This window comes from Pseudomonas sp. GW823-FHT06E10 (genome assembly GCF_058794995.1).
On the sequence record NZ_JBXAHJ010000022.1, the window covers coordinates 1 to 12605 of the forward strand.

A 12605-nucleotide genomic window follows, 5' to 3' on the forward strand; every position below is an offset into this window, starting at 1 on the left:
TGTGAGAGTAGGTCATCGTCAAGATTAAATTCCGAAACCCCTATCTGCGTATGCAGGTAGGGGTTTTGTTTTTGGCGCTCCTGTAGGCGCGAGCCCGCTCGCGAAAAACCCGAGAGCGCCGCGGGGCGTCAGGTTTCCCGCGTCATCGTTAGCGTTCTTCGCGAGCGAGCTCGCTCCTACAAGGTCATTGTAAAAAAATCACATAAACCTGACTCGCGTTGGGCTGTTGGACCTGTGTTGGATAGACGGCAGTCGCACCAGCTACCTAAACTGTCAGCAGATTTTTTGGATCGGGGCAGTGGATGAATCGCAATGAACTTCGCAAAGCGGATATCAACCTGATGGTGGTATTCGAAACGCTGATGCTCGAACGCAATGTCACTCGGGTGGCGGAGAAGCTGTTTCTCGGTCAGCCGACCATCAGTTCGGCGCTCAACCGCTTGCGTGCGATGTTCAATGATCCGCTGTTCATACGCGTTGGCCATCGCATGGAGCCAACGGCACGGGCCGAGGAGATCATCAGGCACCTGTCGCCGGCGCTGGATTCCTTGTCCGTGGCCTTGAGCCTGACCCATGATTTTGACCCGGCCAGCAGTACGATGTCGTTCCGCATCGGGTTGTCCGACGATGTGGAGTTCGGGTTGTTGCCGCCATTGCTGCGAGCGCTGCGCCAGGAAGCGCCCAACGTGGTGTTTGTGGTGCAGCATGTCGATTACTGGCGGATTCCCGACTTGCTGGCAGCCGGCGATATCACGGTGGGTATCAGCCAGACCCGTGGCTTGCCGGCCAATGCCAAGCGCAAGTTGTTGCGACACATCCAGCCCAGCATTTTGCGCGCCGATGCCTCTGATACACCGCTGACCCTCGATGAATATTGCGCGCGACCGCACGTGCTGGTGTCCCATACCGCCAACGTCAGTGGCTATGCCGACGAGTGGCTGGCGGATATCGGTCGCACACGCCAGGTGGTGCTTTCGGTGCCGCAGTACAGTGCATTGCCGGCACTGCTTGCCGGCACCGACCTGATTGCCAGCCTGCCGGACTACACCGCTGAGGCGATGGCTGCATCGGGAATGCTGTTCAAGGAACCCTTTCCCTTCAAGACACCGACCCTGGATCTATCCATGGTCTGGCTCAGCCATGTCGATAGCGACCCTGCCGAGCGCTGGTTACGTTCGCGCCTGGAGGCGTTCATGAGTGAGCGTGCCGTATTGCCGCTGCCCGAATGAACAGGGTGGCGCTGTGTTATATGTACGACTTTTCCACCCCACTTACAGGAACCCACTCATGCCTCACCTGCACATGGAATACACCGCCAACCTGACTGATCTGAATGCCGAAGTGGCATTGATGCGGTTGAACAATACACTGGTGGCTTCCGGTCAGTTTGCTGCCGAATTCGACATCAAGAGCCGCGCGATCAGGGTCGAGGCGTTCAAGGTCGGTACTGCATTGGCTGAACGGGCGTTCGTGCATGTGAAACTGGCACTGTTGAGTGGTCGTTCCGCACAGATCAAGAAACAGCTGTCTGAAAGCCTGCTGGCGGTGGTGCAGGACGTGTGTGAGTGGCCGAGCGGCGTTGAAGTCCAGTTGTGCGTGGAAATTCTCGACATCGATCGCGATTCCTACAGCAAGACCGCCATCAGCAACTGAGCATCAGGCCGTTTCCTGCTCGAAGCAGGCCTGGATCACTTGCGCTCGCAGCCAGGTGTTGGCGCTGTCCTGATCAACACCCTGGTTCCACTGCATGTCGAGGGTGAAACCCGGCAGGCCAGCGGGGGCTTCACAGTGATCGAAGGTGTCTGCACTGGCCAGTAGTCGCTGGATGCGCCGGGGCAGGGTCAGAACATAGTCGGTGCCGGTAATCAGCTTCAGCGCTGCGCTGTAGCTGTTGGCGCGTGCGACGATATGGCGCTGTTGTGCCTGCTGCGCAAGCCAGCCGTCGACCATGTTGGTGGCGGACGTCCAGGGTGTCGGGAACACGTGTCGACGTTCGACATAGGTTTGCAGGCTCAAGCGTGGTACTGCCGGCGTGGCGCGTTTGTCGAAAACACACACCAGGTCATCTTCGAGCAGCGTCTGCGATTTGAAATCGACGTGACTGCGATGAAAGTTCGGGCCGAAGCACATCACCAGGTCGAGGCTGCCTTCGCGCAACGCTTGGGCAGGGATATCGGCCTGGAGTTTGAACACATTGACCATCACCGGAAGATCGGCGAGGTCGAAGGTTTTCAACAAGCGCGGCAGGATCAGTTGCTCGAAATATTCCGGGGCGCAGATGTTGAAGGTCACGGGTTGCAGGCCTGGGTCGAACGTGGGTAAGCCGGCGTGACACAGGTTGATGCTTTCGAGGATTTTCAGCACGTGAGGGTACATCGCGCTGGCCTTGCCGGTGGGCTGCATGCCGCCGGTGCGAGTATTGATGAACAGTTCGTCCTCGAAACTGGTGCGCAATTTTTTCAGGCAATAACTCACGGTGGACTGGCTGACGCAAAGCGTCTCGGATACGTCGGTGACACTGTTCTGCTCATGCACGGCGACGAATACCATGAGGTCCTGCATGTCGAGCTTTCTAAGCGAATTACTGTTCAGCATCCATTCCATCTCGCTGCGTCCCTTGCGCTGACCATGTGCAAGGGGGGTGAATTATCCTAGCGGAATGGGCGAGCAGGGAGAATGCCTTGCAGGACGTTTCGCCCAAGGCCGTGTCAGCCCTGGACCATCGCCGACACGGCGCGGCGGCTGGACATCAATAGCGCGAACATGCCGAGGCCCACCAGCACCGCGCCGGTCATTTCCAGCGGCAGCGGCGTCTGGTGTCCCCATAGCCAGTGGAACAAGGTGATGAACAGCGTGCTCATATAGATGTAGGAAATCACCGAGGACGGCGCGATCACGCCGATGGCCCGGTGCAGCAGCCAGAACGTCGCCAGGGTGGCGAACACTGCCAGGTACATCAGCCAATAGAAGTCGTTGAGCGTTAGTAATGATGCCGAACGCCAACCGCCACTGAATCCACAGAACACCAGTAGAAACAGCGCACCGAACAGCATGTTCCAGAACGTCATGGGCACCGGTTCGCGTCCCTTGAGGGTATTGGCTTTCAGACGCTGGCTGAGGGGGGCGTAGAGCGCCATCGCCAAGCAACTGATGCCGTACACCGTCAATGCATAGGGCGATGGCAACTCGCCGGGGCCGATGCCTTTCATGATCAACAACACTGCCCCGGCAGCGGCGAGCAGCATCGGCATAATCCGTTGTTTCAGACGGCTGTCAGGTGTGAGCACGGCTTCGAAACCCAAGGTCATCAGTGGCACCAGCGTGAACATCGTCCCGGTGTTGACGGCCGAGGTGTAGCGCAACGCTTCGAACAGCGAACCGAAGTACAACGCCAGCAGCAGGCCGAGCACCGCGTGACCAAACAATGCGCGGGCGGTCATCACGGCATCGCCTTTGAGCAGCAACAACGGCAGAAACACCAAAGCGCAAAACAGCAGGCGTAAACCCGTCAGCAGGATCGGGTCGATGGCCTGACTGACTTGCGCCGCCGCGGAAAACGATGCGGCGATCAACAAGGCCCAAAGCAGCATGCTGGCGTGAGCGACGGCGAAAACGGTGGTTTTCATGACAGGCTCCGGGTCAATGGATGTGGCGGGCGTAGTGCCTTGGGTTGAAGCGCAAAACCATCAGCATCATCAGCGCCATGACCGCCGTGAGCGACCACCAGGCCCATTCAAAGCTGCCGAGCTGGTCGCGGATGATCCCCGCCAGCAGCGGCGACAGGCCGGCGATCAAGTAGCCGATGCCTTGCACGAATGCGGTCAGGCCGCCAGCACGCAATGGATTGTCCAGGTGATCCAGCGATACGATCAGGCTCATCGGGAACAGGCCGCCAATGCCCAGCCCCAGCAGGCATGGCCACAGCAGGCTCAAATGCCGTGGGCTCAGAATCAGTCCGCAGAAACCGGCGATGATCAGTGTCAGCAATACCATCAGCACGACGCGGCGGTCGCGGCTGCGATTGGCAATGACGGGCGTCAACAGACCCGACAACACTTCCATGGCGGTCAGAAACCCGAGCAGCAATCCGGCGTGTTGCTCGCTCCAGCCCTTTTCCACGTAGTAAGGCGCCAGCCAGGCCAGAACACAGGTGTAGGACGCAGTGCCCAGGCCAAAGAAAATCGCGAGTAACCACGCGCGGGAATTGGCAAAGTACGAACCTTTGCCGGATGCCCTCGAATCCAGTGTTGGCATCCCCGCGCTTTGGCTGCGCCAGAAGAGCAATGCCAGCACAGCGAGAACGGCCCAGATCGCCAGGCCCATACGCCAGCTGCCGGTACGTTCCATCACCAGCGGCGCAAAGGAGGCACCCATGGCCGCACCGCCCATGATCGATGTGACGTAGAGCCCCATGCACAGGGCTACGTGGTCGCTGAAGCGGGATTTGATCAACGCTGGCATCAGGGCCTGGATCAGGGCGATCCCGACACCGGCCAGCACCGCGCTGAGGAGCAACTGCGCGGCTGAATCAAGGAACAACCGCGAAAGCGTGGCCACGCCGATGATCAGCAACGAGAAGACTACCGTGCGTTGATCGCCGAATCGCTGACTGACGCGCAGGCCGACAAACATCGCCAGCCCCATGGCCGTCACCGGCAACATTGTCAGCAGTGAAGCCTGGCTGAAGCTCAGCGCAATGTCGTCGCGAATCGCTGAGAGCAGCGGCCCGACAGCGGCCATGGAAGGGCGCAGGTTCAGGGCAACCAGGACAATGCTGAACATGAGCCAGAGGGCAGGGCGGGAAGTGGCTCGGGTGTTTTCCATGATCGGACCTTGATGAATAGGCAGGCGATTAAGGCGCGCGAGGCCCGAAGGGCACAAATCAGAAAGTCCGGGGTGGTATTTAGAAATCAAATACAGGCCTTCTCCCCACAGAAGGCAGCACAAAACCGCCAAATGTTTAGCCAGACGACATCCAAGGTTCTTCAAATCCTGATTTAACGACTTAAGCCATCGTGTGACTCTGCGGGTCATCTGTTTTCTGCGGTTCTCTCTATGGACGGTTGGCCAGTCGCAATCCACTGCAAGGCATCCAACGGCGTTCGAGCGTCGAGCCTTGGTCGTCGATTCACGCCTGCCACCGCGCCAAACCTCTCTGCACTTCCTTCTGAACTGGCTTTTTGGGCGCTGTGGCATTGCCGCCATGCGCGCCCGCCGGATTCCTGCTTTTTCCGCTGATTGTTCCTACCTGTTCCGCTTGATGGCGGGATTAAAGTGCGGGTGCTTTTGCGTACCCGTCTGACACGGAAAAAGAGAGTTCCCATGAGTTGTGCCACGACCTCGTTTGCCACCCGGCAAGAAGCCCTGACCTTTCTGGAGCAGAACCCGGATATTGAAATGTTCGAGCTGTTCATCCTCGACAACAACGGTGTGCCGCGGGGCAAGTTGCTGCATCGTGACGAGTTGTTGGCGGTGTATGAAAGCGGGCGACCATTGCCGAGCACCATCCTCGGCCTGACCATCAACGGTGATGACGTGGAAAACTCCGGGCTGGTCTGGGATGTCGGTGATATCGACTGCCGGGCCTACCCGATCAGCGGCAGCCTCACGCGTATGCCGTGGCGTCTGATACCGACCGCGGCCGTGCAGGTCAGCATGCACCCAACGGAGGGAATGCCCGCCACTATTGCCGATCCCCGTCATTTGCTGGCGAAAGTCATCGAGGGTTTGCAGGCCGACGGTTATTACCCGGTCATGGCGGCGGAATTGGAGTTCTACCTGCTGGATCAGCAACGCGACAGCAATGGCCGGCCGCAACCGGCACGGGATGTCGATGGCGGGCGTCCATACGGCACCCAGGTCTATGGTTTACGCGAGCTTGAACAGATCGAGCCGTTCCTGGCCGATCTCTACAGTGCCTGCAAACTCCAGGGGATTCCGGCGCGCACGGCCATTTCCGAATACGCGCCGGGGCAAGTGGAGATCACCCTCGAACACCGCACCGACGCACTACAGGCGATGGATGAAGCGGTGCGCTACAAGCGTCTGGTCAAAGGCGTGGCGCACAAGCACGGCATGACAGCCTGTTTCATGGCCAAGCCTTTCGATGACCTCGCCGGCACCGGGATGCACATGCACGTGAGCCTGGCGGACAAGGACGGCAACAACCTCTTCGCCAGCGAAGCTGCGGATGGAACGCCGCTGCTCAAGCAGGCCGTCGCCGGCATGCTCAGTACCTTGCTCGATTCGCTGTTGCTGTTCTGCCCCAACGCCAACTCCTACCGTCGATTCCAGGCCAACAGCTATGCGCCCCTGGCGGCCACCTGGGGCGTGGACAATCGCACCGTGAGTTTGCGTGTCCCAGGCGGGCCTGCGTATTCCCGGCACATCGAACACCGAATCTGTGGCGCAGATGCCAACCCCTATCTGGCGGCTGCGGCGATTCTGGCCGGTATTCATCGCGGCATCCGCGAACAACTCGATCCTGGTGCGCCGGTGGAAGGCAATGGCTACGCCCAGGCCACGAAACTGTTGCCGACAGACTGGCTGACCACCTTGCGATCACTGGAAGGTTCGAGTTGGGCCAGGGAAGCCTTCGGCGGTGAATTCCTCGGCGTCTACCTGGCGGTGAAACGCGCTGAGTATCGTCAATTCATGGGGGAGGTCGGTGAACAGGACTGGCGCTGGTACTTGCATCAGGCTTGAGTCGAATCTGAATCGGGGCTGAACCATTCTCAAATAGTCTGAAAGTGTCAGACGGACTTAATAAGCCAACTAATTGTTGGCTTATTTTTCACAAAAAATTGATTGTTGGCTTCCTAAAATTAGAGCTGTCTCGGTAAATGAAATTTTCACATTTGCCGTAGACACTTATTTTCAGGATCCGCCAAATATCATGCTTAATATTAAAGCCGTGCGCCCCGAATGGGTGACACTGATTGCCAGTGCACTTTTGTTAGTTGGCTTCAATTTTGTACTCTGGCAGCACCTGTTCGAAATCACCGCATCCGATGGCAAAGGCATCGTCATGTGCGCGGCCTTCGGGGTGATGATCTTCGCGGCCTTCAACATTGTGATGACCCTGCTGGCATTCCGGCCGGTGCTCAAGCCGCTTCTGACCCTGCTGTTCATGACCAGCGCGGGCGTGGTTTATTTCATGAGCCAGTATGGTGTTTTGATCGATACTGGCATGCTGCGTAACTTCGCCGAGACCAATGCAACGGAAGTGCGTGACTTACTGTCGCTCAAGTTGTTTGTTTATATTTTACTGCTCGGCGTTTTGCCGTCCTGGCTGTTGTGGAAGACACCGATTAATTATCGTCGTTGGCACCGTGAACTGCTCAGTAAAGTTTTGGTGACTTTTGCCTCGGCAGCAGTCATTGGTGGAGTTGCACTGGTTAACTATCAAGGCCTGTCTTCGCTGTTTCGCAATCACCACGAGTTACGCCTGATGGTGGTGCCAAGTAACTACATTGGTGCCTCGGCTGGCTTCTTGCGCGAGCAGGTTGCGTCTGCACATCAACCTTTTGTGAAGCTCGGTGAAGATGCCCGGCGCAATCCAGCCTGGCAAACTCACGGGCGCAAATCCCTGACGGTACTTGTCGTGGGTGAAAGTGCCCGGGCGGAGAACTTCGGCATCCTTGGCTATAGCCGCGACACCACTCCGAAGCTGAGTAAGGAAGACGGACTGATCGCTTTCACCGATGTGCACTCCTGCGGTACTGAAACCGCCGTATCGGTGCCTTGCATGTTCTCCAACATGGGGCGCAAAGACTACAACGCCAGCAAGGCAAAGAACGAAGAAGGCCTGTTGGACGTGCTCAAGCATGCAGGTATCGACGTGATCTGGCGCGACAACCAGTCAGGCTGCAAAGGTACGTGCGATCGCGTCACCCTTCAGGACGTCAGTAATCTGAAGGACCCGGCGCTGTGCGCCAACAGTGAATGCCGCGATGAAATCCTGCTGCAAGGGCTGCAGCATTTCATCGATACCCTGGACAAGGACACGGTATTGGTATTGCACCAGATGGGCAGCCACGGTCCTGAGTACTTCAAGCGTTATCCGAAAGAGTTCGAGCGCTTCACCCCGGTTTGCGAGAGTAATGCCCTGAACAATTGCAGCCGCGAAAGTATCGTCAATGGCTACGACAACACCCTGGTCTATACCGACCATGTACTGTCGACCTTGATCGATCTGCTGCGCAGCAACCAGGACAAAGTGGATACCGCGATGCTGTATCTGTCGGACCACGGCGAGTCCCTGGGTGAATACAACTTGTTCCTCCACGGCACGCCCTACATGCTGGCACCGGAGCAGCAAAAGCATGTCGCCATGTTTGCCTGGTTCTCCGACAGCTATAAAAAGTCGTTTGCGCTAGATACCCGCTGCTTGCAACAGAGCCGTGAAAAGTCCCTCAGCCAGGACAACCTGTTCCATTCGATGCTTGGGCTGCTGGAGGTTGACAGCAAGGTCTACCACCAGGATCTGGACATGTTTGCCGGATGTCGTGGTCCAGTGACAGACGGCGTATTGGCCAAGGATTGATCGCCTCTGACTCTGTTTCACGCAGCGGCCACCGACCTGGTTTTTGACCGGTGTTGGCCGAACACGGTGATTCTCGCGACGGTTCCAGGTGCTGGGCAAGACCAGCTAGCTCGGCTTTGTAGGACTATTCTTTATGTCGCGCAGTAATTTTCGCTAATGCTCTTGTTCAGTGGATGCGCGGAAATCGCCGGGGGCGATATATACTGCGCGCCATTCTTCAAGGGAGAGCCGTGTGGCCATCGATATTCACTGGATTCGCGACAACGATAGCCTCGGACGGTTGTGTGCCGAGTGGCAACAGTTGCCATTCGTTGCCCTCGACACCGAATTCATGCGGGTCGACACCTTCTACCCAATCGCCGGCCTGCTGCAGATCGGTGATGGCGTTCGCGCCTATCTGATCGACCCGCTGACCATCGACAACTGGCAGCCATTGGCCGCTTTGCTGGAAAACCCTGCGGTGGTCAAAGTTGTCCACGCGTGCAGCGAAGACCTCGAAGTCCTGCTACGCCTGACCGGCAGCCTGCCGGCGCCGCTGTTCGATACGCAACTGGCTGCCGCTTATCTGAACCTTGGTTTTTCCATGGGCTATTCGCGGCTGGTGCAGGAAGTGCTCGGCATCGACCTGCCCAAGGGGGAAACCCGTTCCGACTGGCTGCAACGCCCGCTTTCCGAAACCCAGATCAGCTATGCCGCCGAAGATGCCGTGCATTTGGCTGAAGTTTTCGTAAAACTGCGTCCAAAGCTGTCCGACGAGAAATACGCCTGGGTCCTGGAAGATGGCGCCGAACTGGTGGCCAACCTGCGCCGCGAGATCGATCCGTACGAGGTCTATCGCGATGCCAAGCTGGCCTGGAAGCTGTCTCGCGCCCAACTTGCCGTTTTGCGTGAGCTCTGCGCCTGGCGTGAAAAGGAAGCCCGGGCCCGCGACCTGCCGCGCAACCGGATCATCCGCGAGCATTCGTTGTGGCCACTGGCGCGTACGCAACCGGATAACCTCGGCGCGCTGGCGAAAATCGAAGACATGCACCCACGTACCGTGCGTCAGGACGGCGAGTTTCTGCTTGATCTGATCAAGCGCTCTGGCAGTGTGTCGCCTGATCAGTGGCCGTCAGCCGTGCCGGAGCCGTTGCCGGTGGATGCTGCTGCGCTGCTCAAACAAATGAAGGCCATAGGCCAGGCCGAAGCCGAGCGCCTGAACATCGCGCCGGAACTGATGCTGCGCAAGAAAACCCTGGAAGCGCTGCTCAAGAGCGGCTTCCCCAATGGTCCCTACCAATTGCCTGATTCGCTGCGTGGCTGGCGCCGCGAATTGATGGGCCAGGCGCTGCTCGACAGCCTGGCCACCGCCGGAGAACAGCCTTGAAACGTATTTGCTCCATCTACCGCAGCTCGAAAAGAAACGAAATGTACCTGTATGTGCTCAAGAGCGATGCTCTGGAGCGCGTGCCGGATACCCTGATGGCAGCCTTCGGCAAGGCCATCCACGCGTTCGACCTGGTACTGAGCCCAGAGCGCAAGCTGTCGCGCGAGGACATCACGGTCGTGCTGGAAAACCTCGAGAAACAGGGTTATCACCTGCAAATGCCGCCTGCCGAAGACGAGTACATCGAGCACTTGCCGGAAGAATTGTTGCGTCGCAACGATCCGATGTGAGCGGCAGACAGACTCTGTTCAGAGTGGTTATGAAACACTGATTGATTTTAGCGATGGCAGCATCGACGGAGCACTGCTCTGTCGGCGGCCGTCTGCACTGTTTTTGAAAGGTTTGAAGCATGCGCGTCCTGATTGCTGAACACGACCACCCCGTGTACGCCCAACTGTTGCGCGAGGCGGCACCGGACCTGGAGGTGCTGACCAGCGGTGATTCCGCCGAACTGGCCAGCCAGGCCGCCGATTGCCCGGTGTGGCTCGGCCAGCCTGATTTGCTGGCGACCCTGTTACGCCAGGGTCATCAACCGCAATGGCTGCAATCGACCTGGGCCGGCATCACGCCGCTGCTGGCCGATGGCTTGCCGCGGCACTATCGGCTGACCCGTGCAGTCGGAATCTTTGGCCAGGTCATGGCCGAGTACGTGCTCACGTACATGCTCGGTCACGAGCGTGAAGTGCTGGCGCGACTGGTCAGCCAGGTCGAGCGCAAGTGGGACAGTCGCCAGGTCCAGAGCCTGGCGGGGCGCAGGGTGTTGATCGTCGGCACCGGTGATATCGGTCAAAGTGTCGCGCAGTTCCTCGTGCCGTTCGGCGTCGAACTGTATGGCGTTGCCAGCAGCGCACGGGAGCAGGCACCGTTTATCGAAGTTGGTTCGATGGCGGATTTGCCGCGGCTGGTCGGTGAAGTCGATTACGTGGTCAATCTGCTGCCGAACACGCCGGACACCCACGATGTCTACGACGCGGCGCTGTTCAAGCAATTCAAGCCGACCGGGTTGTTCATCAACGCCGGGCGCGGAGTGGCGGTGGTCGATGCGGATCTGGTGGATGCCTTGAAGGAAGGGCATCTGGCGGGTGCAGTGATCGATGTGTGCCGTCAGGAACCCTTGCCCCAGCGTCATCCGTTCTGGACGGCCTGGGGCCTGCTGCTGACCGGCCACAGCTCGGCACCGACTTCGCCTTCGATGATGGTGAAGCTGTTTGTCGAGAACCTGCGGGCTTATGAGGCGGGAGAGGCGTTGCGCGGGGAAGTGGATTTCGATCGCGGGTATTGAACACACCCTCAAAAACTGTGGGAGCGAGCTTGCTCGCGATGAGGCTGGTACATTCAACATCAATATTGACTGTCCTACCGCTATCGCGAGCAAGCTCGCTCCCACAGGGATTTTCAGTATGGCTCAGAGGGTGAAGTCACCTTCAGCCGCCAACTCGCTCAATGGACGACGCGGGCTGGGTTCTTCACGGGCTTGCAGATAATCCGCCAGGCTCGCCTTGTCCCCCAGCTTGCCCACCGCGACGGCGGCGTGCAGGGCGTAGCCTTCAGGAATGTTCAGCGCCTTGCGGGTCAGCTCCTGGTCGAAGCCGGCCATGCCGTGGGTGTGCCAGCCGCTCAGGCTCGCTTGCAAGGCCAGGTGGCCCCAGGCGGAACCGGTGTCGAAGGTGTGCCACAGGGCCGGGGTTTCTTCGGCGGCGCCAGGCACGGCGAAGGTGGTTTTCGAAATCACGATCACCAGGGCCGAAGCATGTTGCGCCCAGCTGCGGTTGAATTCGTTCAGCAGGCCCAGGTAACGCTCCCAGTTCGGCGTGTCGCGACGAGCGTAGAGAAAGCGCCAGGGTTGCGAGTTGTAGGCCGAGGGTGCCCAACGGGCGGCTTCGAAGAAGCTCAGCAGGGTTTCCTCCGGAATCGTTTCGCCAGTGAAGGCGCGGGGCGACCAGCGATCGGTGAACTGAGGGTGAATGGCGTAATCGGCAACGCGTGGGTTGGCACTCATCAAGAGATTCCTGGCTACGTTTGAAAGTGGGAGCAACACAAAACCCTACTTGGCAGCGCAAAAACTGACAAGCCCGGTGTACCGACAGTCGCCAATGCTTGGCCCGCGGAGCTGCGGGCACTAGACTGGCGGCCTTTTCACCACCTGATGTCGATGCTCGAACCATGGCCGCCAAAGTAGAACCGTTCTGGATACGCAAGACCCTTGATCAACTCGATCAGGAGGAATGGGAGTCGCTGTGCGACGGCTGTGGATTGTGCTGCCTGCAAAAGCTTGAAGACGAAGACGACAACAGCGTCTATTACACGCGCATCGCCTGCAAGTTGCTGGACCTGAAAACCTGCCAGTGCACGGACTATCCCAACCGCCGTGACTCGGTGCCGGACTGTATCCAGCTCACGCCGGGCAAGGCCGACGAATTCAAATGGCTGCCACCGACCTGCGGCTATCGCCTGGTCAGCGAAGGCAAGGACCTGCCGTTGTGGCATCACCTGGTGTGCGGTGATCGCGATGCCGTTCATCACGAGCGGATTTCCCAGTCCGGGCGCATGCTCGCCGAAGGCAGCGTGCCGGAAGATGATTGGGAAGATCATCTGATTTTCCGCGCAGGCTGATTGCCTGAGGTTCAACGTTTC

General features: G+C 58.7%; 12 protein-coding genes. 8 read left to right on the forward strand and 4 right to left on the reverse strand.

Annotation, left to right across the window (positions count from 1 at the left end):
* Positions 1–302: 302 nt before the first annotated feature.
* Both AC1Q6Y_RS26235 and AC1Q6Y_RS26240 read left to right on the forward strand, forming a co-directional pair.
* Positions 303–1229 (forward strand): LysR substrate-binding domain-containing protein, encoded by a 927-nt coding sequence (locus AC1Q6Y_RS26235; protein WP_150815309.1) that lies wholly within the window; start codon positions 303–305, stop codon positions 1227–1229.
* A gap of 58 nt (positions 1230–1287) precedes the next feature.
* Positions 1288–1653 carry a 5-carboxymethyl-2-hydroxymuconate Delta-isomerase gene (locus AC1Q6Y_RS26240; protein WP_090453683.1) on the forward strand — a complete coding sequence of 122 codons (366 nt, stop codon included), beginning with the start codon at positions 1288–1290 and terminating at the stop codon, positions 1651–1653.
* Between the two features lie 3 nt (positions 1654–1656).
* Here AC1Q6Y_RS26240 and AC1Q6Y_RS26245 read toward each other — a convergent pair whose 3' ends face one another.
* The 3 genes from AC1Q6Y_RS26245 to AC1Q6Y_RS26255 form a co-directional block, all read right to left on the reverse strand.
* Positions 1657–2595: a LysR family transcriptional regulator gene (locus tag AC1Q6Y_RS26245; protein ID WP_492625480.1), complete on the reverse strand. Its 939-nt coding sequence runs from the start codon at positions 2593–2595 to the stop codon at positions 1657–1659.
* A gap of 113 nt (positions 2596–2708) precedes the next feature.
* The gene (locus AC1Q6Y_RS26250; RefSeq protein ID WP_492625481.1) at positions 2709–3626 is read right to left on the reverse strand and encodes a DMT family transporter; all 918 of its coding nucleotides are present in this window, start codon (positions 3624–3626) and stop codon (positions 2709–2711) included.
* A 13-nt stretch (positions 3627–3639) separates the two neighbouring features.
* A complete protein-coding gene (locus AC1Q6Y_RS26255; RefSeq protein WP_090453687.1) occupies positions 3640–4824 on the reverse strand; it encodes a cyanate transporter in 1185 nt (394 codons plus the stop codon).
* A 498-nt stretch (positions 4825–5322) separates the two neighbouring features.
* Here AC1Q6Y_RS26255 and AC1Q6Y_RS26260 point away from each other — a divergent pair, with 498 nt between their 5' ends.
* From AC1Q6Y_RS26260 to AC1Q6Y_RS26280, 5 genes are all read left to right on the forward strand, one after another.
* Positions 5323–6705, forward strand: coding sequence for a glutamine synthetase family protein (locus AC1Q6Y_RS26260; protein WP_057716009.1), 1383 nt, complete (start codon positions 5323–5325; stop codon positions 6703–6705).
* Between the two features lie 190 nt (positions 6706–6895).
* The gene (locus AC1Q6Y_RS26265; RefSeq protein WP_492625502.1) at positions 6896–8545 is read left to right on the forward strand and encodes a phosphoethanolamine transferase; all 1650 of its coding nucleotides are present in this window, start codon (positions 6896–6898) and stop codon (positions 8543–8545) included.
* Positions 8546–8777: 232 nt separating this feature from the next.
* On the forward strand, positions 8778–9911 hold the full coding sequence (rnd, locus tag AC1Q6Y_RS26270; protein ID WP_150815305.1) for a ribonuclease D: 1134 nt from the start codon (positions 8778–8780) through the stop codon (positions 9909–9911).
* Complete coding sequence (locus AC1Q6Y_RS26275; RefSeq protein WP_057716006.1) at positions 9908–10201, forward strand: YcgL domain-containing protein; 294 nt, start codon at positions 9908–9910, stop codon at positions 10199–10201. Before rnd ends, AC1Q6Y_RS26275 begins: the two co-directional genes overlap by 4 nt.
* Before the next feature lie 119 nt (positions 10202–10320).
* Positions 10321–11253 carry a D-2-hydroxyacid dehydrogenase gene (locus tag AC1Q6Y_RS26280; RefSeq protein WP_102671295.1) on the forward strand — a complete coding sequence of 311 codons (933 nt, stop codon included), beginning with the start codon at positions 10321–10323 and terminating at the stop codon, positions 11251–11253.
* A gap of 123 nt (positions 11254–11376) precedes the next feature.
* Here the strand turns inward: AC1Q6Y_RS26280 and AC1Q6Y_RS26285 are convergent, their stop codons facing one another.
* Positions 11377–11970 carry a nitroreductase family protein gene (locus AC1Q6Y_RS26285; protein WP_057716004.1) on the reverse strand — a complete coding sequence of 198 codons (594 nt, stop codon included), beginning with the start codon at positions 11968–11970 and terminating at the stop codon, positions 11377–11379.
* 164 nt (positions 11971–12134) lie between these two features.
* Here AC1Q6Y_RS26285 and AC1Q6Y_RS26290 point away from each other — a divergent pair, with 164 nt between their 5' ends.
* On the forward strand, positions 12135–12584 hold the full coding sequence (locus tag AC1Q6Y_RS26290; protein ID WP_008015986.1) for a YcgN family cysteine cluster protein: 450 nt from the start codon (positions 12135–12137) through the stop codon (positions 12582–12584).
* Positions 12585–12605 lie beyond the last annotated feature (21 nt).